This is a genomic window from Pseudooceanicola atlanticus, from assembly GCF_000768315.1.
GTDB lineage: Bacteria > Pseudomonadota > Alphaproteobacteria > Rhodobacterales > Rhodobacteraceae > Pseudooceanicola > Pseudooceanicola atlanticus.
On the sequence record NZ_AQQX01000008.1, the window covers coordinates 44,338 to 68,504 of the forward strand.

The 24,167-nt window shown below is 63.8% G+C and carries 21 protein-coding genes and 1 tRNA gene; 13 read left to right on the forward strand and 9 right to left on the reverse strand.

The features are described 5' to 3' along the window. Positions 1 to 40: 40 nt before the first annotated feature. Positions 41 to 547 (reverse strand): xanthine phosphoribosyltransferase, encoded by a 507-nt coding sequence (gene gpt, locus ATO9_RS16285; protein ID WP_043751633.1) that lies wholly within the window; start codon positions 545 to 547, stop codon positions 41 to 43. 168 nt (positions 548 to 715) lie between these two features. Beyond that, a complete protein-coding gene (fabI, locus tag ATO9_RS16290) occupies positions 716 to 1,534 on the reverse strand; it encodes an enoyl-ACP reductase FabI (RefSeq protein WP_043751636.1) in 819 nt (272 codons plus the stop codon). Between the two features lie 106 nt (positions 1,535 to 1,640). Between fabI and pdxH the strand changes: the two genes are divergently transcribed. From pdxH to ATO9_RS16320, 6 genes are all read left to right on the forward strand, one after another. After that, on the forward strand, positions 1,641 to 2,246 hold the full coding sequence (gene pdxH, locus ATO9_RS16295; protein WP_043751639.1) for a pyridoxamine 5'-phosphate oxidase: 606 nt from the start codon (positions 1,641 to 1,643) through the stop codon (positions 2,244 to 2,246). 117 nt (positions 2,247 to 2,363) lie between these two features. Then, entirely contained in the window at positions 2,364 to 2,903 is a 540-nt protein-coding gene (locus ATO9_RS16300) for a cold-shock protein (RefSeq protein ID WP_043751641.1), read from the forward strand. Then, on the forward strand, positions 2,900 to 3,388 hold the full coding sequence (locus ATO9_RS16305; protein ID WP_052418403.1) for a DUF192 domain-containing protein: 489 nt from the start codon (positions 2,900 to 2,902) through the stop codon (positions 3,386 to 3,388). The genes ATO9_RS16300 and ATO9_RS16305 overlap by 4 nt, the downstream gene beginning before the upstream one ends. A 45-nt stretch (positions 3,389 to 3,433) precedes the next feature. Continuing rightward, positions 3,434 to 3,510, forward strand: a tRNA-Pro gene (locus ATO9_RS16310). 714 nt (positions 3,511 to 4,224) lie between these two features. Next, positions 4,225 to 7,884, forward strand: coding sequence for a vitamin B12-dependent ribonucleotide reductase (locus tag ATO9_RS16315; protein WP_043751911.1), 3,660 nt, complete (start codon positions 4,225 to 4,227; stop codon positions 7,882 to 7,884). A gap of 702 nt (positions 7,885 to 8,586) precedes the next feature. Further along, positions 8,587 to 9,363, forward strand: a complete 777-nt coding sequence (locus tag ATO9_RS16320) for a transglutaminase-like domain-containing protein (protein WP_043751643.1) — start codon at positions 8,587 to 8,589, stop codon at positions 9,361 to 9,363. A 3-nt stretch (positions 9,364 to 9,366) separates the two neighbouring features. Here ATO9_RS16320 and ATO9_RS16325 read toward each other — a convergent pair whose 3' ends face one another. The 3 genes from ATO9_RS16325 to hemB all read right to left on the reverse strand — a co-directional run bounded on the left by ATO9_RS16325 (position 9,367) and on the right by hemB (position 12,850). Further along, positions 9,367 to 10,938, reverse strand: a complete 1,572-nt coding sequence (locus ATO9_RS16325; RefSeq protein WP_043751647.1) for an acetolactate synthase large subunit — start codon at positions 10,936 to 10,938, stop codon at positions 9,367 to 9,369. A gap of 153 nt (positions 10,939 to 11,091) precedes the next feature. Further along, a complete protein-coding gene (locus ATO9_RS16330) occupies positions 11,092 to 11,652 on the reverse strand; it encodes a lipid-binding SYLF domain-containing protein (protein WP_043751651.1) in 561 nt (186 codons plus the stop codon). A gap of 199 nt (positions 11,653 to 11,851) precedes the next feature. Then, entirely contained in the window at positions 11,852 to 12,850 is a 999-nt protein-coding gene (hemB, locus tag ATO9_RS16335; RefSeq protein ID WP_043751653.1) for a porphobilinogen synthase, read from the reverse strand. Positions 12,851 to 12,996: 146 nt separating this feature from the next. Here hemB and ATO9_RS16340 point away from each other — a divergent pair, with 146 nt between their 5' ends. Together ATO9_RS16340 and mfd are read left to right on the forward strand one after the other, a co-directional pair. After that, on the forward strand, positions 12,997 to 13,524 hold the full coding sequence (locus ATO9_RS16340; protein ID WP_043751657.1) for a hypothetical protein: 528 nt from the start codon (positions 12,997 to 12,999) through the stop codon (positions 13,522 to 13,524). A gap of 1 nt (position 13,525) precedes the next feature. After that, positions 13,526 to 17,002 carry a transcription-repair coupling factor gene (mfd, locus tag ATO9_RS16345; RefSeq protein WP_043751659.1) on the forward strand — a complete coding sequence of 1,159 codons (3,477 nt, stop codon included), beginning with the start codon at positions 13,526 to 13,528 and terminating at the stop codon, positions 17,000 to 17,002. Positions 17,003 to 17,143: 141 nt separating this feature from the next. On the opposite strand, the gene ATO9_RS16350 is transcribed toward mfd, so the two are convergent. From ATO9_RS16350 to ATO9_RS16365, 4 genes are read right to left on the reverse strand one after another with little or no spacing between them, the layout of a single operon-like run. After that, positions 17,144 to 17,725, reverse strand: coding sequence for an HD domain-containing protein (locus ATO9_RS16350; protein ID WP_043751662.1), 582 nt, complete (start codon positions 17,723 to 17,725; stop codon positions 17,144 to 17,146). Next, positions 17,706 to 18,224, reverse strand: a complete 519-nt coding sequence (locus ATO9_RS16355; RefSeq protein WP_043751666.1) for a hypothetical protein — start codon at positions 18,222 to 18,224, stop codon at positions 17,706 to 17,708. Before ATO9_RS16355 ends, ATO9_RS16350 begins: the two co-directional genes overlap by 20 nt. Then, on the reverse strand, positions 18,221 to 18,472 hold the full coding sequence (locus tag ATO9_RS16360) for a hypothetical protein (RefSeq protein WP_043751669.1): 252 nt from the start codon (positions 18,470 to 18,472) through the stop codon (positions 18,221 to 18,223). The genes ATO9_RS16355 and ATO9_RS16360 overlap by 4 nt, the downstream gene beginning before the upstream one ends. Beyond that, positions 18,472 to 19,125: an alpha/beta hydrolase gene (locus ATO9_RS16365; RefSeq protein ID WP_043751673.1), complete on the reverse strand. Its 654-nt coding sequence runs from the start codon at positions 19,123 to 19,125 to the stop codon at positions 18,472 to 18,474. The genes ATO9_RS16360 and ATO9_RS16365 overlap by 1 nt, the downstream gene beginning before the upstream one ends. Before the next feature lie 156 nt (positions 19,126 to 19,281). Between ATO9_RS16365 and iscR the strand changes: the two genes are divergently transcribed. The 5 genes from iscR to ATO9_RS16390 all read left to right on the forward strand — a co-directional run bounded on the left by iscR (position 19,282) and on the right by ATO9_RS16390 (position 24,167). Continuing rightward, the gene (gene iscR, locus ATO9_RS16370) at positions 19,282 to 19,755 is read left to right on the forward strand and encodes a Fe-S cluster assembly transcriptional regulator IscR (RefSeq protein WP_043751675.1); all 474 of its coding nucleotides are present in this window, start codon (positions 19,282 to 19,284) and stop codon (positions 19,753 to 19,755) included. 124 nt (positions 19,756 to 19,879) lie between these two features. Beyond that, on the forward strand, positions 19,880 to 20,923 hold the full coding sequence (locus ATO9_RS16375; RefSeq protein WP_043751679.1) for a cysteine desulfurase family protein: 1,044 nt from the start codon (positions 19,880 to 19,882) through the stop codon (positions 20,921 to 20,923). Positions 20,924 to 20,958: 35 nt separating this feature from the next. Further along, positions 20,959 to 22,497 carry a Fe-S cluster assembly protein SufB gene (sufB, locus tag ATO9_RS16380; RefSeq protein WP_043751682.1) on the forward strand — a complete coding sequence of 513 codons (1,539 nt, stop codon included), beginning with the start codon at positions 20,959 to 20,961 and terminating at the stop codon, positions 22,495 to 22,497. Positions 22,498 to 22,515: 18 nt separating this feature from the next. Beyond that, positions 22,516 to 23,403, forward strand: a complete 888-nt coding sequence (locus tag ATO9_RS16385) for an FkbM family methyltransferase (protein ID WP_052418404.1) — start codon at positions 22,516 to 22,518, stop codon at positions 23,401 to 23,403. Continuing rightward, the gene (locus ATO9_RS16390; protein WP_043751685.1) at positions 23,400 to 24,167 is read left to right on the forward strand and encodes an FkbM family methyltransferase; all 768 of its coding nucleotides are present in this window, start codon (positions 23,400 to 23,402) and stop codon (positions 24,165 to 24,167) included. Before ATO9_RS16385 ends, ATO9_RS16390 begins: the two co-directional genes overlap by 4 nt.

Below are 24,167 nucleotides of genomic sequence, written 5' to 3' on the forward strand. Positions count from 1 at the left end.
ACGGTGTAAGTTATAAAAAACTTACGATGTAAGCTGATGATCAGTCGGCCCCGCGATAGGGCTTAACGTATTGCATGGCCATGTCCCAGGGGAAGAAGATCCAGGTGTCCTGGCTGACCTCGGTGATGAAGGTATCGACCTGCGAGCGCCCCTTGGGCTTGGCGTAGACGGTCGCGAAATGGGCATTGGGGAACATGGAGCGGACAAGCTCCAGCGTCTTGCCGCTGTCGACCAGGTCATCGACGATCAGAACGCCGGTCCCGTCGCCCATCATCTCTGCATCCGGGGCGTTCAGGACCTCGGCCTCGCCCTGGGCCTGGTGGTGGTAGGATTTCACGGAAATCGTATCGACCATGCGGATGTCCAACTCGCGGGCGACGATCATCGCTGGGGCCATGCCGCCTCGGGTGATCGCGACCACGGCCTTCCAGGCGCCGTCCTTGCCGGGGCCGTGCTTGTCGAGCCGCCAGGCGAGCGCGCGGCTGTCGCGGTGGATCTGGTCCCAGCTGACGTGGAAGCCTTTTTCATGGGGCAGAAGGTCGGACATGGGGCTTTCTCCTTGCGTGGGTCCTGGCCTGGCGGGTTTCACCCCAATTACAGAGCGCGGGGCGCTGCGGCAAGTTTGACGTTGGACGGGGTGGGGCCGGCTGGCGGGATGCCAATGAAAAACGCCGCCCCCGAAGGGCGGCGCTGATGCTGTCGAGGGGGCGGAGGATCAGTCCTCCTTGCCGCCCTTGTGGATGTCGGGGGCATCCACCGCTTTCATCCCGACGATATGGTAGCCGCTGTCGACATGCAGGTTTTCCCCGGTCACGCCGCTGCCCAGATCGGACAGCAGGTAGAGCGCGGATTTTCCCACGTCGTCGATGGTCACGTTGCGGCGCAGGGGGGAGTTCAGCTCGTTCCATTTCAGGATGTAGCGGAAATCGCCGATGCCGGAGGCCGCGAGCGTCTTGATCGGGCCGGCCGAGATCGCGTTGACGCGGATCCCGTCCTTGCCCAGGTCCTCGGCCAGGTATTTGACCGATGCCTCGAGCGCGGCCTTGGCGACACCCATCACGTTGTAATGGGGCATGACCTGTTCGGCGCCGTAATAGGTGAGCGTCACCATGGAGCCGCCATCGGTCATCAGCTTTTCCGCGCGCTGTGCGACAGCGGTGAAGGAATAGACCGAGACATCCATGGTCATCTTGAAATTGTCGCGCGAGGTGTCGACGTAGCGGCCGCGCAATTCGCTCTTGTCCGAGAAGCCGATGGCATGAACGAGGAAATCGATCTTGCCCCATTTCTCTTCCAGCACGGCGAAGGCCGCGTCGATCGACTCTTCGGACGAGACGTCGCAATCGATCAGCGTGTCGACGCCCAACTGGTCGGCCAGCGGTGCCACGCGTTTCTTGAACTGGTCGCCCATGTAGGAAAAGGCAAGTTCCGCACCGGCATCGGCGCAGGCCTTGGCTATCCCCCAAGCGATGGATTTGTCATTGGCCAGCCCCATGATGAGCCCGCGCTTGCCGGCCAGCAGTTGATTTGACATCGCGCCAATCCCGCCCTCTATTTCCCTTTTGGTTCCTTTAGGCGATAGGTCGGAGCGCATCAAGCCCGGCACCTGTCTGCCGGACAAGGCAAGTGGAGAGTGTGACATGAGCGACCGCGATGGAATCTTTGCCGGCGACGATCCGTTCCAGATCGTGCGCACGTGGCTGGCGGAGGCCGAGGACCAGGAAATAAACGATCCCAACGCCATCGCGCTGTCGACGGTGGATGCCGAAGGATTGCCCAATGCAAGGATGGTCTTGCTGAAAGATATCGAAGACGGGGCGTTCGTTTTTTACACCAATTACGAGAGTGCCAAGGCGCAGGAGATAGAGGCGACCGGCAAGGCGGCTTTCGTGATGCACTGGAAAAGTCTGCGTCGCCAGGTCCGGGTGAGGGGGCTTGTCACCCGGGAAGATGGGATGCAGGCTGACGATTATTACCGCTCCCGGTCGTTGAAGAGCCGGCTTGGGGCGTGGGCGTCCAAACAGTCCCGCCCGCTGTCGTCGCGCACGGCCCTGATGGCCGAAGTCGCGAAGGTGACGGCACGGGAAGGGACGGATCCGGCGCGGCCGCCCTTCTGGGGCGGGTTCCGGATTACGCCGGTGGAGATCGAGTTCTGGGCCGATGGCGCCTTCAGGTTGCATGACCGGTTTCGGTGGACGCGCAATAGCGCCAAAGAACCGTGGTCGGTGACACGATTGAATCCTTGACCTTTGTGCTTGGTTAATCGTCAACCTGTTGGAAACATAGTAATTCTATACAAAAGGACAGGGTGTCTCTTCGACCCTTAAGTTGTAAACGAGATATAAATTCATGCGGGGAAAGAAGTGAACGAGAATAGCGCGAAGACCCGCAGGATTGACGGCGTTGTGAAGTGGTTTGATCCGGGGCGCGGCTTCGGATTTGTGGTTTCCAGTGAAGGTGGGCCAGATATCCTGTTACACGCCAACGTCTTACGCAATTTCGGACAAAGTTCGGTCGCTGACGGCGCCAAGGTTTCGATCCTGACCCAGGACACCCAGCGGGGTGTCCAGGCGATTGAGGTATTGGCCATCGAATCGGTATCGAACGGCGATGCGCCGGGCCTTGAAGACTTTCAGTCGATGTCGCCGGAGGAAATCCGGGCGACTCCGCTGGAGCCGGCCAGGGTAAAATGGTTTAACAAAGACAAAGGTTTTGGCTTTGCCAACGTCTTTGGACGCAGCGATGATGTGTTCGTACATATCGAGGTCCTGCGCGCGTCGGGATTGTCGGATCTGCAACCGGGCGAGGCCCTGGCGATCCGCGTGATCGACGGGCGGCGGGGAAAGATGGCATCGGAAGTCTGCACATGGGAAACCGCTCTGAACACCGAAACGAAGGCATGAACCGCTGGCCCCGATGGGGCCGCGCGGTTCTGATGGCCGCCGCGATGGTGCTGGTGCCGATGGCGGCTGCCGCGGAACAGGCCTGTGCGCCGGACCGCGTCACGCTGCGCGGCGATTGGGGCACCGCGACCTTCCGGGTCGAGATTGCGGATGATGCGGCCGAACGGGCGCAGGGGCTGATGTATCGCGACCAGATGGATCGCGGGGCAGGGATGCTCTTCGTCTATCCGCGGCCGCAGGTGGCAATCGCCTTCTGGATGAGGAACACGCGGATCCCGCTGGACATCATTTTTGCCGACAAGACCGGCGTGGTGCAGCAGATCGCCCGCGAGGCGGTGCCCTTTGACGAGACGCCGCTGCCCGGCGGATCCGGTATCCAATACGTGCTGGAGATCAACGGCGGGCTGGCCGAACGCTTCGGGATCGGGCCGGGAACGGAAATCCGTCATCCCGCGATTGGCGAAGACGCCGCCTGGGCCTGTTAGGGTCTTTTCAACCACCGCATCTGCATATAGAGACCACGCACGGTCCGGGGCGTAGCGCAGTCTGGTAGCGCACCTGTTTTGGGTACAGGGGGTCGTGAGTTCGAATCTCGCCGCCCCGACCACTTTTCCACATCTTGCGGTTCTGTCGCCGGCGAAAGCCGGGCGACGGTATATACCTGCAGGGCGGGCTACCACATCTTGTGGCGGTTTGTGCGAGGCAGAAAGGCCTGCAAAAACATGTGCACAGGTTGACAGGCTGTTTTGCTGCGGTTTCAGAACCGCCTGTAATTGCTGACTATGCCGTGGTTTTTCCGACTCCGCCTGTGGATAAGTGCCTAGTGGGCGCTAGTAGTAGATCAACCGTTAATATCAGCACTACATGTTGTGCAAAAATGTGTGGCGATTCTCTGGGCGAGAGGGGTCGAATCGGGGTCCAGGCGGCGGATTTCCGTGCACAGACTTACCCACAGCTGTGAATGCATCGGTTGAGCCATATGCAGGATAACCTTGTTTTGGTGTGGTTTTTGGAGCTGCGGAAAACAAGACGGGAATCGGCCGGGTTGTGAGTATGTCCGTCAAGTGAATTTCGTCGCAAAATGTCGTTGACCATGACCGCCATATTACCGCAGATTGTGGAGGCCGGTTGGATGACCCACCAAATATAGTGGCGGGCGCGGCAAGGGACATACGATACACACAAACCCCCGTAGAGGAGGCCCGTGGTGCAGCTGCAAGGCTGTGCAGTGCTGCCCCTTGTTCCATCCACCGGCACGAATGTCCGGCCCCGCAAAGGCTGGGAGATGGGCGAAAAACACGATCACGAGGCTGTTTCGAATATGAAGATCGAGCGCAAATTCACCAAGGCCGGGCAGGACGCCTATGCAGGGCTGGAGTTCGTCTCCACCACGTCCGAGATCCGCAATCCGGACGGCACCATCGTCTTCAAACTGGACGATTGCGAAGTGCCCGCCAGCTGGAGCCAGGTCGCCAGCGACGTGATCGCACAGAAGTATTTCCGCAAGGCCGGTGTGCCGGCCCGCCTGAAAAAGGTGAAGGAAAAGAACGTTCCCGAATTCCTTTGGCGCTCCGTCCCTGACGGCGATGACGTCGAGACCCGCGGTGAAACCTCCGCCCGCCAGGTCTTCGATCGTCTGGCAGGCGCCTGGGCTTACTGGGGCTGGAAGGGCGGCTATTTCTCCACTGAAGAGGACGCCTCTGCCTATTACGACGAGATGCGTTACATGCTCGCCACTCAACGAGCTGCGCCGAACTCGCCCCAGTGGTTCAATACCGGCCTGCACTGGGCCTATGGCATCGACGGTCCTAGCCAGGGCCACTATTACGTCGATTACAAGTCGGGCAAGCTGACCAAGTCCAAGTCGGCCTATGAACATCCGCAGCCGCATGCCTGCTTTATCCAGTCGGTCGGCGACGACCTGGTGGGCGACGGCGGCATCATGGACCTGTGGGTCCGCGAGGCGCGCCTGTTCAAGTACGGCTCGGGCACCGGCACCAACTTCTCGTCGCTGCGGGCCGAGGGCGAAAGCCTGTCCGGTGGCGGCAAATCCTCGGGCCTGATGGGCTTCCTCAAGATCGGCGACCGGGCAGCCGGCGCGATCAAGTCGGGCGGTACCACCCGCCGCGCGGCCAAGATGGTCATCGTCGATGCCGATCACCCGGACGTTCAGGAATACATCAACTGGAAGGTGAAGGAGGAGCAGAAGGTTGCCTCCATCGTCGCCGGTTCGAAAATGCACGAGCGGTGCCTGAACGCGATCTTCGCCGCGATCCGCACCTGGGACGGCACCGAAGAGGGCGCCTATGATCCGGCCGAGAACGACGCGCTGAAAACCGCGATCCGCGAAGCGAAGAAATCCGCAATCCCCGAGACTTACGTCAAGCGGGTGCTGGATTACGCGAAGCAGGGCTATGCCTCGATCGAGTTCCCGACCTACGACACCGACTGGGACAGCGAAGCCTACGCCTCCGTCTCCGGCCAGAACTCCAACAACTCCGTCCGCGTGACCGATGCCTTCCTGAAGGCCGTCGAGAACAATGACGATTGGGAGCTGATCCGCCGCACCGACGGCAAGGTCGCCAAGACCATCAAGGCGCGCGACCTGTGGGAAGATATCGGCCACGCCGCATGGGCCTGTGCCGATCCGGGCATCCAGTACCACGACACCGTCAACGCCTGGCATACCTGCCCCGAAGACGGCGCGATCCGCGGCTCCAACCCGTGTTCGGAATACATGTTCCTGGACGACACGGCCTGTAACCTGGCCTCGATGAACCTGCTGACCTTCCTCAAGGACGGCGAGTTCCAGGCCGAGGATTACGTGCACGCCACCCGCCTGTGGACCGTGACGCTGGAAATCTCGGTCACCATGGCGCAGTTCCCGTCCAAGGAAATCGCGCAGCTGTCCTATGACTTCCGCACGCTGGGCCTGGGCTATGCCAATATCGGCGGCCTGCTGATGAACATGGGCTTTGGCTATGACAGCGACGAGGGCCGGGCGCTGACCGGTGCCCTGACCGCGATCATGACCGGTGTCGCCTATGCGACCTCGGCCGAGATGGCCGGTGAACTGGGGCCGTTCTCGGGCTACAAGCGCAACGAAAAGCACATGCTGCGCGTCATCGGCAACCACCGCAACGCGGCTTACGGCAATACCGACGGCTATGACGGGCTTGAGATCAAGCCGGTCGCGCTGGACCACGCCAATTGCCCCGACAAGACCCTGGTCGAGCTGGCCAAGGCGTCGTGGGACGAGGCGCTGCGCCTGGGCGAAGAGCATGGCTATCGCAACGCACAGGCCACCGTCATCGCGCCGACCGGCACGATCGGCCTGGTCATGGATTGCGACACCACCGGGATCGAGCCGGACTTCGCCCTGGTGAAGTTCAAGAAGCTGGCCGGCGGCGGCTACTTCAAGATCATCAACCGGTCGGTGCCCGCGGCGCTGGAAAACCTCGGCTACGGGTCGGCGCAGATCGAGGAGATCATCTCCTACGCGGTCGGGCATGGCTCCATCGGCAATGCGCCGGGGATCAACCATACCTCGCTGATCGGGCACGGTTTCGGCCAGCGTGAGCTGGACAAGATCGACGCGGCGCTTGGCTCGGCCTTCGACATCCGTTTCGTCTTCAACCAGTGGACCCTGGGCGAGGAGTTCTGCACCAAGACGCTGGGCATCCCGGCCGAAAAGCTGAACGATCCGGGCTTCGACCTGCTGCGCCACCTGGGCTACACCAAGCAGGAGATCGACGCGGCCAACGACCATGTCTGCGGGACCATGACGCTGGAAGGCGCGCCGTTCCTGAAGGACGAGCATCTGGAAGTCTTCGACTGCGCCAACCCCTGCGGCAAGAAGGGCAAGCGCTTCCTGTCGACGGAAAGCCACATCACCATGATGGCGGCGGCACAGAGCTTCATCTCGGGGGCGATCTCCAAGACGATCAATATGCCCAACGACGCGACCATCGAGGATTGCCAGAAGGCGTACGAGCTGTCCTGGAGCCTCGGCATCAAGGCCAACGCGCTCTACCGCGACGGCTCCAAGCTGTCCCAACCGCTGGCTTCTGCGCTGGTCGAGGATGACGACGACGCGGCCGAAGTACTGGAAAGCGGTTCGACCCACGAAAAGGCCGCCGTGCTGGCCGAGAAGATCGTCGAGAAGGTGGTCATCAAGGAAGTGGCCCGCGCCGGCCGCGAAAAGCTGCCCGAACGCCGCAAGGGGTACACTCAGAAGGCGATGGTCGGGGGCCACAAGGTCTATCTGCGCACCGGGGAATACGAGGACGGCAACCTCGGCGAGATCTTCATCGACATGCACAAGGAAGGCGCCGGCTTCCGTGCGATGATGAACAACTTCGCCATCGCCGTGTCCGTGGGCCTGCAATACGGCGTGCCGCTGGAAGAGTTCGTGGATGCCTTCACCTTCACCAAGTTCGAACCGGCGGGCATGGTGCAGGGCAATGACAGCATCAAGAACGCGACCTCGATCCTGGATTACATCTTCCGCGAACTGGCCGTGTCCTACCTGGACCGCACCGATCTGGCCCATGTGAAGCCCGAAGGCGCGACCTTCGACACGGTGGGGCAGGGCGACCAGAAGGAAGGCGTGTCCAACGTCGAGGAACTGTCCGAAACCGCGGCCTCGCGGTCGCTGGAAGTGCTCAAGCAGATTTCCTCGACCGGGTATCTGCGCAAGCGGATGCCGCAGGAACTGGTCCTGCTGCAGGGCGGCGCCCAGCTGGGCGGCGCGGCGATGACCGGGACCGATCCGGTCGGCGCGCTGCAGACCCTGGTGCCGGAAACCAAGTCCGGAAGCACCGCGATCTCTTCTGGATCGGTGTCGATGGATGCGCGTACCAAGGCCAAGATGCAGGGCTATGAAGGCGAAGCCTGTGGCGATTGCGGCAACTACACGCTGGTGCGCAACGGCACCTGCATGAAGTGCAACACCTGCGGGGCGACCAGCGGGTGCAGCTAAAGGGATAGGCGCGACTGCGATTGATGGTCGCGCCCGTGGATCGAGCCGCAGGCAGAAATTTCCGGGCGGTACCAGAGTGAGCCCGATCCATGATACTGGGGCCCCCAAGCGGGGCCCCAATTTTTTATGGGTTTTTCCCAAAAATTCAGGCTTTGAGACTGGAAAATCAGTTATTAGCCATAAGTATAGTCAAGATGTATACTTGTGTTTGCTCGGCAAGGTTGGTCTTGCAGGATTCGATGTCGGCACTGGCGGACAAGCGATGTTTCGCATGCTAACTAATCAATGTGACGACTCTAGCCGTCACCCGAAGGTGGCGGTGCGCCTTGAGCGCACCGCGGGATTGTTAACGAGTGATGAGGGTACTCTGTGAGCCGGTCGATTGCCCCCGGCCGGCGACGTCCGAAAGGGCGTCATGGCTGTCCGGCGATAAAGCGTGTTGCAGCACCTTTGTCGCCGGGCAGTTTCCCATACCATAGTGCATTTGTCAGATAAGCGAAGCGCAATTATCTTTCGCAAATCGAATTAAGCTCTTGATCGACGCATTTAAATGGATGACCTTGCGGCATCTGCGAGCCGTTTAATCAAGGGTTTGCGCAGGTTTCCCCCACGAAGACCGGTTGCAATCGCCGCCCGGCCCGTGCAGGCAGGGCTGAGGTGGTCCGCGCGGCGGACAGGGGATTCAGGTCTGGAGGCTGGCTCATGCAGATCGAAGTCGATGTCATGCTGGATTACGACCTGAGCGACCCGAACGTCCTGCTGGACATTCGCGCCGTGCACCAGGCCGGCCAGGCGGTGCTGAGCGAGACGATCGAGGCCGAGGGCGCCGAGTTTCGCGAAGTGACCAGCGAAACCGGTGTCGGACAGCGGATGTGGGCCCATGTGCCCAGCCTCGCGATGCGGCTGCATTACAATGCCATGGTCGAGGTCACCCGCGTGGCCGAACCCCTGCGTCACCTTCAGGATACCGACATGCGCGACCTGCCGGGCGAGGTGCTGACCTATCTGCGCCCGTCGCGGTTCTGCCAGTCCGACATGTTCGCCACCTTCGTCGCCCGCGAATTCGAAGGGCTGAGCGGCGGTGCCCGCGTGGCCGCGATCCGGGATTGGGTGGGCTCGCACATGTCCTATATCCCGGGCGCGTCGACGGTGGATACGACCGTGCTGGACACCTTCGTGTCGCGCGAAGGGGTGTGCCGGGATTACGCCCACATGGTCTGTGCCATGGTGCGCGCGGCGGGTGTGCCGGCGCGCTACGCCTCGTGCTATGGCCCCAACGTGCGCCCACAGGATTTCCATGCGGTGGCGCAGGTCTGGCTGGAGGGCGCGTGGCGCCTGATCGACGCCACGGGCATGTCGGACGATTCCAACGCGGTCCTGATCGCGGTCGGGCGGGATGCTTGCGACGTGGCCTTCATGGAGACCTCGTCCTTTGCCTATTTCCTGCGTCAGAACATCAATGTCTGGGGGCCGCTCTAGCCCCTAGATCATCGCCTCGATCAGGAAGGGCCCCTTGGTTTTCGTGGCCTTTTCAAAGAGATCAGTGAAGCCTTCGGCGGTTTCGGCGCGGGCGGCCTCGACCCCCATGGCATTGGCCATCTGCACCCAGTTCAGCGCCGGTTCGTCGAAATCGAGCATGCGGCGCGCGTTCTTGCCGGCCTCGCCGGCGCCGACGCCCTTCAGCTCTCCGTGCAGGATGGCGTAGCGCTGGTTCGAGAAGATCACGACGCAGATATCCAACTGTTCCCGCGCCATCGTCCAGAGCGCCTGGTTGGTGTACATGGCCGAGCCGTCCGCCTGCAGGTTCACCACCTTGCGGTCCGGGCAGGCAATGGCCGCACCGACAGAGAGCGGCAGGCCGACACCGATCGCGCCGCCGGTCAGTTGCAGCCAGTCATGCTTGGCCGCGCCCCAGGTGAAGCGGAAGAAATCCCGGCCCGAGGTGACGGATTCGTCGCAGATGATCGCGTTTTCCGGCAGGCGGTGGCCGACGGTGATCGCGATGGTTTCGGGCGTCAGCGGACCGCTGGCGAGATCCGGGATGGCGGGCGCGGCGGGGATCGGAGCGGGCTTGGCGTTCAGCGCCTCGGCCAGCGCCTGGAGCGCGCCCGGCAGGTCGTCGCCGGGATCGGCCAGGGTGGTCACGTTGCAGCCCTCGGGCAGCGGGGTGGAGGGCTTGCCGGGATAGGCGAAGAAGGTCACCGGGCTTTTCGCGCCGACGAGGATCAGGTTGTCGACATCCGCGAGCGCGGCGATGGCCTGGTCGATCGGGTAGGGCACGCGGTTGATCGGTACGATCCCGGCGCCACGTTCCATCCGCGCATTGGCCTGCTGGGCCAGGATCGTCGCGCCGGTGGCGGCAGCGACGGCATTGGCGGTTTCCAGAGCGTCGGCGCGCAGGGCGCGGCCGGTCAGCAGCAGCACGGTCTTGCCGCCGGATTTCAGCAGCTTGACCGCCTCGGCCACGCGGGCCGGATCGGCGGCGGTCGGGTTGCGCAGCTGGGCCTTCACGGGAGCGGTCTGGGGCGCTGTGCCCCAGGCGGCGTCGGCAGGCAGGATCAGCGTGGAGACGCCGCCGGGCGCGCGCATGGCGTGGGTGACGGCCTCGGCGGTGGCAGGGCTGACATCGTCGGCGCCCGCGATGCGGCGCACGTATTGCGACATCGGCCGGGCCAGGCTGTCGATGTCCGAGGTCAGCGCGGCATCCATCGGCAGGTGATAGCTGGCATGGTCGCCGACCACGTTCACCATGGGCGAAAAGGCGCGGCGTGCATTGTGCATGTTGGCCAGGGCATTGGCCATGCCGGGCCCGGTATGGAGCAGCGTGGCGGCGGGCTTCTCGGCCATGCGGGCATAGCCGTCGGCGGCCCCGGTCACGACACCTTCGAACAGGCCCAGGACGCAGCGCATCTGCTGCTTGCGGTCCAGCGCGGCGACGAAATGCATCTCTGACGTGCCGGGATTGGCGAAACACACATCGACGTCATTGGCCAGCAACGTGTCGCAGAGGGCATCCGCCCCGGTTTCGCCCGGCTTTCCAGCTATATCCGACATGTGATCCTCCCTTTGATCTTCCGTCTTCGATCTTCGGGCGGAGTGTTTCCTGACATGCGTCCGGCGTCCAGAGAGAAATGCCGCGTCAGGTCGGAAAGTGCGGGGATGCAGCGGTGGCGGGGCCGATGTCCGGACATGGCCCCGCCGAAAGGATCAGGGGATGATCCGGGTGTACTTGATGCCTTCCAGCGTGGCGCCGATGCGCGCGCCGGCCTGGGCAAAGAGGTAGGCCACGACCGGCGAAGAGGCGTTGTTGGTATCGGTGCGCAGGTTTTCCCCGACATCGGAGAAGGCGTATTCGATATCCGCGCCAGCGGCCCAGCCATCGTTGCGACGGAAGCGCGCCAGCGAGTCCTGGGTCATGAAGAACAGCACATGCGCGTATTGCTGTGCGCCGATCTGCAGCCCGATATTGGCGGCGGTGGCGGAATAATAGTCGACCGTCGTCCCCTCGATCCGGAGCGCGCCGCGCCCGTAGGACCCGCCGATCCCGAAGCCCGCCTCGGTGATGACCGGCATCACCAGCGTGGCCACGGATTTCGCCGAAACATCACGGGCTTCGGGGTAATTGGTGTAGAGGTAGTTGAGCGTCGCATCGACGCGGGCGTCGATGGTGGATGCGTTGGTGTTGCCCACGCCATTGCCGCAGGCTGCCGTCAGCCCGATGGCTGCTAGCGCCGCAAGGGTCACGGCCCGCCGGTTCAGATTTTTCATGTCACTGCCTGTTCTGGGGCGCCTGTTGCGCCGGTTGCCCGATATGGCCTTTTGGCCCGCCGGTTATCCCCGGCTTGGGGCCAGTATAGTAGGGCAAGGCGGGGGTGTCACCACCAATGGTGGCCTCGGCAGAGCGTTGCCGAAGCTATAGTGGTCCGTTGATCCGCGAGGCTGTGTCCCGGGCGAGGTCAGGCGGGGCCTAGCCGTTCAGGGCGCGGGCCATGGCGGGGGCGAAATAGGTCAGAACGCCGTCGCAACCGGCACGTTTGAAGGCCAGCAGGCTTTCGGCCATGGCGCGGTCGCCGTCGATCCAGCCGTTTTGCGCCGCGGCCTGGATCATCGCGTATTCGCCCGACACCTGGTAGGCGAAGGTCGGCACCTGAAGTTCCCGCTTCACCCGCGAACAGATGTCGAGGTAGGGCATGCCCGGCTTGACCATGACCCAATCCGCGCCCTCGGTGATGTCGCGGGTGACGAGGCGCAGTGCCTCGTCCGAATTGGCGGCGTTCATCTGGTAGGTCTTCTTGTCGCCCTTCAGCGCCCCGGTCGCACCGACTGCGTCGCGGAAGGGGCCGTAGAAGGCCGAGGCATACTTGGCCGCATAGGACAGGATCAGAACGTTGGTGTGGCCGCCGGCCTCGAGCGCGTTGCGCATGGCGGCGATGCGGCCGTCCATCATGTCCGACGGGCCGATGATGTCCGCGCCGGCTTCGGCCTGGCTGAGCGTCTGTTTGACCAGCGCCTCGATGGTTTCGTCGTTCTGGATGACGCCATCGACGACAAAGCCGTCATGGCCGTCGATATTGTAGGGGTCCAGCGCCACGTCGGTCATGATCGCAAGGTCGGGGCAGGCGGCCTTGATCGCACGGGTGGCGCGGTTCGACAGGTTGTCGGGGTTCCAGGCCTCGGCGCAGTCGCGGGTGCGTTTCTCCATCGGGGTATAGGGAAAGAGGCAGATCGCGGGGATCCCCAGATCGGCGCCTTCCTTCGCGGCCTCGACGACCCGGTCGACGGAATAGCGATAGACGCCGGGCATGGAGGGCACGGGTTCCTCGGTATCGGTGCCCTCGGTCAGGAAGACCGGCCAGATCAGGTCGTTCACCGAGACCTCGTTTTCCTGCATCAAGGCGCGGATTGCAGGCGATTTTCGCGCGCGGCGGAAACGGGCGGCGGGGAACGGGGCAGCCAGGCGTGTCATGGGGCATCCTTATCTTGATCCGGCGCCAAAGGGGTGGCATGGAATGGCCTACACCACAAGTGGGCCAATCCCGGCACTTTGCCGCGCCATGTCGCGGGTCGGGGCTGAGGGCCTCGATGATGAGGCGATACCAGAGGGGCAGCGGATTGGACCTGACGCAGACGATATTCGAAGTGATCGATATGCGGAGCTTTTCGAACCTGTGGTTCTGGATCGCTCTGGCCGTGCTGTGGTCGACCGCCAGCCATTGGGTCATGGGGGTGCCGTGGGACCTGATCTCGCGGGCCCGTCGCAAGGGCGGCACGGCGGAACATGACGTGGCCGAACTGGTGCGGATCTACACGACGCGGATCCTCTATGTCTCGGAAGTGTCGGGGCTGGTGCTGATCGTGCTGGTCAGTTTCACGCTGACGACGCTGGCGGTGCTGGGCTTTGGCTATGACGTGGAATTCGCACAGGCGGTGTTCCTGCTGGTGCTGCCGATGTCCATCGTGGGCGCATTGTCGGTGCGCACGGCCTACAAGTTCAAGGCCGACTGGCCCGAGGGGCAGACGCTGTACCGCAAACTGCATCACCACAGGATGCTGGTGCAGTTCATCGGCATGGTCTCGATCTTCGTGACGACGATGTGGGGCATGTTCCAGAACTTCTCGATCGGCGTCCTGGGAGGCTGACATGGCACAATCGGGCGACAAGATCACCCTGGGCGGCGCGCCCGAGGGCTTCGACGCCTCTCTGCTTCTTGCGGAGGTGGCCAAGCGCGGTGCGCCGGTCATGCATGTGGCGCTGGACGACAAGCGCATGGCGTCGATGGCCGACGCGCTGCGGTTCTTCGACCCATCGATGCCTGTGCTGCAATTCCCCGCCTGGGATTGCCTGGCCTATGACCGGGTGTCGCCGAACCCCGATATTTCGGCGACGCGGATGGCGACGCTGGCGGCGCTGGCCCATGGCATGCCCGACCGGTTCATCCTGCTGACCACCGTCAACGCGGCGACCCAGCGGATCCCGGCGCGTGACGTGCTGCGGGAGGCTGCGTTTTCCGCCCGTGTCGGCAACCGCATCGACGAGGCCGCGTTGCGCGATTTCCTCGTGCGCATGGGGTTCTCGCAAAGCCATTCGGTGACGGAGCCGGGCGATTACGCGATCCGTGGCGGTATCGTGGATATCTACCCGCCCGGAGAGCTGGGGCCGGTGCGGCTGGACCTGTTCGGGGACGTCCTGGACGGGGCGCGCCGCTTCGATGCGGCAACCCAGCGGACCACGGAAAAGCTGGACGTGGTGGAGCTGGCCCCGGTGTCCGAGGTCATCCTGGACGAGGCCGCGATCACCCGGTTCCGGCAGAATTACCGGATCGAGTTCGGTGCGGCGGGCACGGACGATCCGCTTTACGAGGCGGTGAGCGCGGGGCGCAAGCACCAGGGCGTGGAGCATTGGCTGCCGTTCTTCCACGAGAAGCTGGAGACGCTGTTCGACTACCTGCCCGGGGCCTCGGTCATGCTGGACGAGCAGGTGACCCCGGCGCGGCTGGCCCGCTGGGATGCGGTGAGCGATCAATACGAGACCCGGCGCCTGGCCCTGGCGCAGAAGGACCGGCTGGATTCGATCTACAAGCCCGTGCCGCCGGCGCTGCATTACATGGACGATGCCGCCTGGGAGGCCGCCGTGGCGCCGCTAAGGGTGGTACAGATGTCGCCGTTGCAGCGTGCCTCCGGCCCCGGTGTGGTGGATGCGGGCGGGCGCGTGGGGCGCAGTTTCTCGCCCGAGCGGCAGATGGAAAACATCAGCCTTTTCGGCGCCTTGGCCAGCCATGTGAAGTCAAAGCTTCAGGATGGTCCGGTCGTCATCGCCTCCTATTCCGAAGGGGCGCGGGAACGTCTGGACGGGCTGATCGAGGATGAGGGCCTGAAAGGCGCGGTGCATATCCGCGATGCGGGCGGTATCGGCAAGACCGGGCTGCACCTGGCCGTCTGGGCGCTGGAGGCCGGGTTCGAAGGACCGTGGCGCGACCGTCGGCTGACGGTGATTTCCGAACAGGACGTGCTGGGCGACCGGCTGATCCGCGGGGCCCGCAAGAAGCGCCGGGCCGAGAACTTCCTGACCGAGGCCCAGAGCCTCAGCCCCGGTGATCTGGTCGTGCATGTGGACCACGGCATCGGGCGGTATCACGGGATGGAGGTCATCACCGCCGCCGGGGCGGCGCATGAATGCCTCGTGCTGGAATATGCCGAACAGGCGCGGCTGTACCTGCCCGTCGAGAATATCGAGCTGCTGTCGAAATACGGCCACGAGGAAGGGCTGCTGGACAAGCTGGGCGGCGGTGCCTGGCAGGCCAAGAAGGCCAAGCTCAAGGAACGCATCCGCGAGATGGCCGACCGGCTGATCCGCGTGGCGGCCGAACGCGCCCTGCGGCGCGCCCCGATCCTCGAGGCACCGGGCGGGGAATGGGACGCGTTCCAGGCGCGGTTCCCCTACCAGGAGACCGACGATCAGCTGTCGGCGATCGAGGATGTTCTGACCGACATGGCCTCGGGTCACCCGATGGACCGATTGGTCTGTGGCGATGTGGGGTTCGGCAAGACCGAGGTGGCGTTGCGCGCCGCCTTCGTTGCCGCCATGTCGGGCCAGCAGGTTGCGGTGATCGCACCGACCACGCTGTTGGCGCGCCAGCATTACCAGGGCTTTGCCGAACGGTTCCGGGGCTTCCCGCTACAGGTCGCGCCCCTGTCGCGCTTCGTGTCGTCGAAGGACGCCGCGCAGACGCGGGAAGGCATGGCCAAGGGCACGGTCGACATCGTGGTGGGCACCCATGCGCTGTTGGCCAAGGGCGTGCGGTTCAAGAACCTCGGCCTGCTGATCGTGGACGAAGAACAGCGCTTTGGCGTGAACCACAAGGAACGGCTGAAACAACTGCGATCCGACGTGCATGTGCTGACGCTGACCGCGACGCCGATCCCGCGGACGCTTCAGCTGTCGTTGTCGGGCGTGCGGGATCTGTCGATCATCGGCACGCCGCCGGTCGACCGTCTGGCGATCCGCACCTACGTGTCCGAATTCGACGGGGTAACGATCCGTGAGGCGCTGCTGCGCGAACGCTATCGCGGCGGGCAGAGCTTCTACGTGGTGCCGCGGATTTCCGACCTGGCCGAGGTCGAGGATTTCCTGAAGAACCAGGTGCCAGAGATCTCTTACGTGGTGGCCCATGGCCAGATGGCGGCGGGTGAGCTGGATAAGCGCATGAACGCCTTCTACGACGGCAAGTTCGATGTGCTTCTGGCGACGACCATTGTCGAATCCGGCCTCGATATCCCGCGCGCCAACACGATGATCGTGCACCGGGCGGACATGTTCGGGCTGGCGCAGCTCTATCAGATCCGGGGACGCGTGGGCCGTGCCAAGACCCGCGCCTATGCCTACCTGACCACGAAACCGCGCGTGCGCCTGACCGATGCGGCCGAAAAACGCCTTCGGGTTCTGGGCACGCTGGATACGCTGGGCGCCGGGTTCACGCTGGCCTCTCAGGATCTGGACATTCGTGGCGCCGGCAACCTGCTGGGCGAAGAGCAGTCGGGCAACATGCGCGATGTGGGCTATGAGCTTTACCAGTCGATGCTGGAAGAGGCGATTGCCAAGATCAAGGCCGGCGAGCTGGAGGGCCTGTCGGAGAGCGACGACCAATGGGCGCCGCAGATCAACCTCGGCGTGCCGGTGCTGATCCCCGAGGATTACGTGCCCGATCTGGACCTTCGCCTGGGCCTCTATCGCCGCCTGTCGTCCCTGTCGACGAAGGTGGAGCTGGAGGGCTTCGCGGCCGAGTTGATCGACCGGTTCGGCAAGCTGCCGAAAGAGGTGAACACCCTGCTGTTGGTCGTGCGCATCAAGGCGATGTGCAAGCGGGCCGGGATCGCCAAGCTGGATGGCGGGCCGAAAGGTGCGACGATCCAGTTCCACAACGACAAGTTCGCCTCGCCCCAGGGGCTGGTTGAGTTCGTTCAGGCCCAGAAGGGGCTGGCCAAGGTCAAGGACAACAAAATCGTCGTGCGCCGCGACTGGAAGAACGACGCCGACAAGATCAAGGGCGCCTTCGCCATCGCCCGCGACCTGGCCGAGAAGGTGGCCGAGGTGAAGAAGAAGGCCAAGGCGAAGGCCTGAGGGGCACGGCGGGGCAAAGTGCGTCTTTGCCACGTTTCCGATGAGCCGCACGTTTTTGAGGGCAGCGACAGACACGTGGGCGGGCGGCCCTTGTGTGGCACCAGACGAAACCGGTTGGCTGAGGGCTGTCCGACCCGGTGACTAGCGCAGAACCGCCCGGATCTTCGGGGCGATCCAGTTCCAGAGGGTCGGGGCGCCGCGGCGGACGGGTTTGCCGACACGGCGATCCAGCTCGTCGAAGGTCACATTGTAGGTTTTCCACGACCCGCCACCGTTGACGAGGTTCAGGTTGGGCGGCTGGAACCGGTCGAGCGACTTGGCAAAGACGGCGTCCGGTGACTCGGCCGCCTCGAATTCCTGCCAGAGGGCGAGCATGTCGGCCGCCTGATCGTCAGGCAGCAGCCCGAAGATGCGTTTGGCGGCCTCCAGCTCGGCCGCTTCGGTGTCGGATTGGGTGTCGGCGGATTGCAGGTAGATGGGGACGTCGCCGGCGTCGATCTCGACGATGTCATGGATCAGCAACATGCGGATCACCCGGTCGATGGAGACGCCTTCGGGCGCGTGTTCGGCCAGGATCAGGGCGTAGAGGGCGATGTGCCAGCTATGCTCGCCCGAATTTTCCTGGCGGGAACCGTCGCCGATGGGCGTGGCGCGCAGGATCGTGCGGAGCTTTTCGGCCTCGGTCAGGAAGGCCATCTGGGCGTCAAGGCGGGGGGATGTCATCGGACCTCCAGGCAATGAAAAGGCGGGTGGACAGGGCCATGATCAGCCCGACGGGCAGGATCGCATAGAGCAGGAGCCAGCCTTGCGGCCCGGCCTCGTCGCAATCGTGCTGCATGTCGAGCGGCAGCAGGATCAGCAGGCAGGTCACGAGAAAGAGCGCGAGGTTGACCCACATGGCGCGGCGGATCCGGCGCGTGGGTCCCAGCCAGAGAAACAGCGCAAAGAGCAGGAACGGCCCGAAATGCAGCAGCGTCATCAGCGGATGCGAAAAGGGCGGCGTGACGGTTTCCAGCACGACGGGAATGAATTCGCTAGGGGCGAAGATCGACGGCAGGCCGGGCGCGTCGCCCTTGATGTGGATGAAGCAATGGTGCCAGTGCCGTTCGCCAAGCGCGAGCAGGAAAGACAGCAGGAACCCCGGCAGGATCAGAACGGCCAGCGCGGCGCGAAGCCCGCCGCGGCGGGGCCTGTCCGGGTCCGTGGGGCCGGGGGCGGTCATTGATCGGGGGCGGAAGGCTTTGCCTGGGACTTCGCTGCGGATTTCTTGCGCGCGCGGATGAAGGCGATGGCCTTGTTTGCGGCGAGGCGCACCCGGACCTCGGTCAGGTACGCCTCTTCCAATGTCTGGGAGGCCGCGCCGATCATCTGGCTGACCTCCATGTAGAACCGTTCGTCGCCGGTTTCCTTCATGACCTCCAGGGTCTCCTCGGCCAGCTTTGCGGCTATGCGGTCGAGGGAGGAGGACATTAGCGGGTCGTCTCGGTCAGGCGGCGCTTCACGTAGTCGGTGACGGAGCCGATCATCGGATCCATGTAGGGCTCCTCGAAGAAGTGGCCCGCGCCCTCGATCTGTTCGTGGGTGACGGTGATGCCCTTCTGTTCGTGCAGCTTGCCCACCAGCGCCTCGGTATCGGCGGGGGGCGCGACACGGTCGGCGGTGCCGTTGATGATCAGGCCCGAAGACGGGCAGGGCGCCAGGAACGAGAAATCGTACATGTTGGCCGGCGGAGAGATCGAGATGAAGCCGGTGATCTCGGGGCGGCGCATCAGCAATTGCATGCCGATCCAGGCGCCGAAGGAGAAGCCCGCGACCCAGCAATGCTTGGAATTGTTGTTCATCGACTGCAGGTAGTCGAGTGCGGAGGCCGCATCGGACAACTCGCCCACGCCCTGGTCGTATTCGCCCTGGGAGCGGCCGACCCCGCGGAAGTTGAAGCGCAGAACGGTGAAGCCCATGCGATGGAACGCATAATGCAGGTTGTAGACCACCTTGTTGTTCATCGTGCCGCCGAATTGCGGATGCGGGTGCAGGATGATGGCGATCGGGGCGTCGCGTTCCTTCTGGGGATGGTAGCGCCCTTCAAGGCGGCCTTCGGGACCGGGGAAGATGACCTCGGGCATTTACGTCTCCTGTGTGGCGCGTATTCTTGACCTATATAGTCAAGCACCTTAGAAAGATTCTAAAGCCGAGGCAGGACGCCTTGGCGTTAGGGCTGGAAGCGAGATAAGCGCTTGTTCCGGCGGCGTCAATGAATTCGCGATTCGCATGAGGGTGTCATGAAGCTGAGTACCAAGGGACGTTACGCCATGGTGGCGTTGGCAGATATCGCCCTGCAGCCGGATGGCACGCTTGTGACGCTGGCCGAGATTTCCAAGCGTCAGGACGTGTCTTTGCCCTACCTGGAGCAATTGTTCGTCAAGCTGCGCCGCGCAGGGCTGGTCACGTCGGTGCGAGGGCCCGGTGGCGGGTACAAGCTGGCCAAGTCGGCCTCGGACATCCGGGTGTCGGATGTGCTGGGCGCCGTGGACGAGACGATCGACGCGCTGCACAAGGGCGCGGGCGCCTCTGGCGGGTTGTCGGGGTCGCGGGCGCAATCGGTGACGAACCGGTTGTGGGAAGGGCTGAGCGCCCATGTCTACGTCTTCCTGCACCAGGCGCGACTGTCTGACGTGGTCTGCAACGGTCTGGCGCCCTGTCCGGCCGTGCCGAACCTGTTTGCCGTCGTCGACGAAGCGGATGAGCCGGCGTGAGAGCGGGTCTGTCATATCGCCTGCGGCGGGCGGGGGACGGGGGGCGCTGCCCCCCGCTTGAGCCTGCGGCTCAATTCACCCCCCGGAGTATTTCCGGCAAGATGAAGCCTGGGGTGGCATCGGCATGATGCGGAGCTACCTGGATTTCAACGCCACGATGCCCCTGCGTCCCGAGGCGCGTGCGGCGATGATCGCCGCGATGGATGTGGGCGGGAACCCGTCGAGCGTTCATGCGGAAGGGCGTGCTGCCAAGGCACTGGTGGAAAAGGCCCGGGCGCAGGTGGCGCGGGCCGTGGGGGCCGATGGGGCCGAGATCGTCTTTACCTCCTCCGCGACAGAGGCGGCGGCGCTGGCGCTGCATGGAAGAGGCCTGCATGGCGCGGAGGTCGAGCACGACGCGGTCTTCAGTCATCTGGTTGGAGATTATGCGGTCGATGCCCAAGGGATCGTGCAGATTGCCGATCAAAAGGTTGCATCCGTGCAATTGGCCAATTCCGAGACCGGGGTGATTCAGACCCTGCCCGAGGGGCTGGCCGTCTGCGATGCAACCCAGGGGGTGGGAAAAATTCCCGTGGCCTTCAACTGGATGGGCTGCGATATGGCGCTTATATCGGCGCACAAGATCGGTGGCCCCAAGGGGATCGGCGCGCTGATCCTGAAACGCGGGATCGACCTGCCGGCGATGCTGACCGGGGGTGGCCAGGAAATGGGGCGCCGCGCCGGCACGGAGAACGTGATCGGCATTGCGGGGTTCGGTGCGGCCGCCGAGGCGGCATTGGCCGAGCTGGAAGACGGGACCTGGGACCGGGTCCGCGCGCTGCGCGACGGGTTCGAGCAACGCATCCGGTCCGCGGCGCCGGACGTAGTGATTGCAGGGGACGGGGCCGCGCGCCTGCCCAACACCTCCTGCCTGATATCGCCGGGCTGGAAGGGCGAGACGCAGGTGATGCAGATGGACCTGAAGGGCTTTGCCATATCGGCGGGTTCGGCCTGTTCCAGCGGCAAGGTGAAGGAAAGCCGGGTCCTGCGGGCCATGGGATACGGGGCGGACCAGGCCGGATCGGCGATCCGGGTGTCGCTGGGGCCGACCACGACGGAAGACGAGATGACGCGCTTTGCCGATGCCTGGCTGGCGCAACGGGAAAAACACCGCGCCCGGGCTGCCTGAAGGCCCGAGGACACGCGAGAGGAAGGAAGGCTGAGATGACCACTTTGGATGAGCGCAAGTCGAATGACGAGGTGCAGGTCAAGGACGGTGTCGACCAGGAGACGGTGGATGCCGTCAAGGCGGTCGGCACGTACAAGTACGGCTGGGACACCGATATCGAGATGGAATATGCCCCGCTCGGCCTGAGCGAGGACATCGTCCGCCTGATCTCGGAAAAAAACGAAGAGCCGGAATGGATGACCGAATGGCGCCTGGCCGCCTATCGCCGCTGGCTGGAAAAGGAAGAGCCGGACTGGGCGATGATCGACTATCCGGAAATCGACTTCCAGAAGCAGTATTACTATGCCCGCCCGAAGAGTATGGAAGTGAAGCCCAAATCGCTGGACGAGGTCGATCCGAAGCTGCTGGCGACCTATGAAAAGCTGGGCATCCCGCTGAAGGAACAGATGATCCTGGCCGGTGTCGAGGGGGCCGAGGACGCGCCCGCCGAGGGCCGCAAGGTCGCCGTGGATGCGGTGTTCGATTCCGTCTCCGTCGGCACCACGTTCCAGGAAGAACTGAAGAAGGCCGGCGTCATCTTCTGTTCGATCAGCGAGGCGATCCGCGAACATCCCGAGCTGGTGAAGAAATACCTCGGGTCCGTCGTGCCGGTGTCTGACAACTTCTATGCCACACTGAACAGCGCCGTCTTCTCGGACGGGTCGTTCGTCTACGTGCCGCCGGGGGTCCGCTGCCCGATGGAGCTGTCGACCTATTTCCGCATCAACGCCGAAAATACCGGCCAGTTCGAGCGGACGCTGATCATCGCCGACAAGGGGGCCTATGTGTCCTACCTGGAAGGCTGCACGGCGCCGCAGCGCGATACCAGTCAGCTGCACGCCGCCGTGGTCGAGATCATCGCCGAGGAAGATGCCGAGGTGAAGTATTCCACCGTTCAGAACTGGTTCCCCGGGGACGAGAACGGCAAGGGCGGCATTTACAACTTCGTGACCAAGCGCGCCGATTGCCGGGGCGATCGGTCCAAGGTGATGTGGACGCAGGTGGAAACCGGCTCGGCCGTGACGTGGAAATACCCGTCCTGCATCCTTCGCGGCAATGACAGCCAGGGTGAGTTCTATTCCATCGCGATCACCAACAACTGGCAGCAGGCCGATACCGGCACCAAGATGATCCACCTTGGCAAGAACACCAAGTCGCGGATCGTGTCCAAGGGGATCAGCGCCGGGCAGGCGCAGAACACCTATCGCGGGCTGGTGTCGATGCACCCGAAGGCGAAGAACAGCCGGAACTACACGCAGTGCGACTCGCTGTTGATCGGCGACAAGTGCGGCGCGCATACGGTGCCCTATATCGAGGTGAAGAATAACACCTCGCGGGTGGAGCATGAGGCGACCACGTCGAAGGTGGACGACGATCAGCTGTTCTATTGCCGTCAGCGTGGCATGGACGAGGAAGAGGCCGTCGCGCTGGTCGTGAACGGGTTCTGCCGCGACGTGCTTCAGGCGTTGCCGATGGAGTTCGCCATGGAAGCGCAGCAACTGGTTGCGATTTCCCTGGAAGGGTCGGTCGGCTAAGGCCGCATTGGAGCAGGCATGTCGGAACCTTTTGATGCAGATCGCGCGCGGTTCCTGCTCGGGCTGTTGAAGCCCGAGCGGCTGACCCGTGTCGTCGATATCGGCGCCAATCCGTTGGAGCCGACCCCGTATAGCGGGCTGTTATCTGTCGAAGGATGCGAAGTCTGGGGCTTTGAGCCTCAGAAGGAAGCCTATGACGAGCTGGTCGCCGCCGCCGGCCCGCTTGAGCATTACGTGCCTCATGCGGTCGGCAGCAAGGGCACCAAGCGCCTGAACATCTGTGCCGAGAGCGGCTTTACCTCTCTGCTGGAGCCGAACCCCGCGCTGCCTGCTTTCACCGGCCATTTCCGCCACGGCATGAGCGTGCGCGAAACGGTCGAGATGGAGACGATGCCGCTGGACGGGATCGACCTGCCGCAGCCCGACCTGATCAAGATCGACATCCAGGGCAGCGAGGTGGACGTGTTCCGCAGCGGCCCCGGGATCGTCGCAGGCGCGCTGGCGGTGATCACCGAGGTGGCCGCGCTGCCGCTCTACCAGGATCAGCCGCTGCTGGACGACCAGATGCGGGAATTGCGCGGGGCGGGGTTCCACCTGCACAAGTTCCTGTTCCTGAAATCGGTCAAGCTGCGCCGCCCGGCGATCGGCGGGCTGAAGCGTGGGCACCGGTCGCAGCTGATCGACGGCGACGCGGTCTTTGTCCGGGGCCTGATGGACCTGGAGGGGATGGACACCGAGGCGCTGAAACATATCGCGATCCTGGCCGACACGGTTTTTGGCAGTGTCGATCTGGCCGCCTTGGTCACCGACGTGCTGACCGAACGGGGTGCTTTGGCGGCGGGATCGTCCAAGGCCTATGTCGACGCGGTGCTGAACGGCGCCCCGGCCATGGGAGGTGCGGCATGAGCCTGAACCTGCCACGGCCGGAACTGACGGGTCCCGATTATTTCGACCTCGCCGCCGCACTGGCCGCGATCGAGGCGGGGCGCCCGGTGCGGTTCCCGCCCTTCGAAGTCGTGCACTGGGGTGGGCTGAACTTCTGCCTCAACTTCGAGAAGGACCCGATCCAGCGCTGCCTGCGCCGCGGCGAATTCTTCGAGGAGGCCGAGCTGTCTGCGCTGTCGCAATACCTGCGCCCCGGCTTCCATGCCATTGATATCGGGTCGAATATCGGAAATCACGCGCTGTACTTTGCCGCTCGGCTGGGGGCAGGGCGCGTGGTGGTGATCGAACCCAACCCGCTGGCGCTGGCCCCGCTTGTCGCCAATGTGGTGATCAACGATCTGGGCGGGATCATCGACATGGGCGCGCTTGGTATCGGGCTGTCGGACGTGTCGGCGGGCGGCTATTTCATGGGACGCCATGATCGCAACCTTGGTGCTACCCGAATGAAGCCCGAGGGCGGCGATCTGCAGGTGCATCCCGGCGACGACCTGTTCGAGGCCGAGGCCCCGGACCTGGTCAAGATCGACGTCGAAGGGATGGAGATGAAGGTGCTGGCCGGCCTGGAGCAGACCATCGCCCGCGCCCGACCGCTGATCCTGATCGAGGTGGACGGCGAAAACGATGCGGCCTTTGCCGAGTGGATGGCCGCACATCGCTACCGCGTTGAGATGACGAACCGCCATAACCCCAAGAACTGCAATTACCTGCTGGCTCCGGAGGAGTGA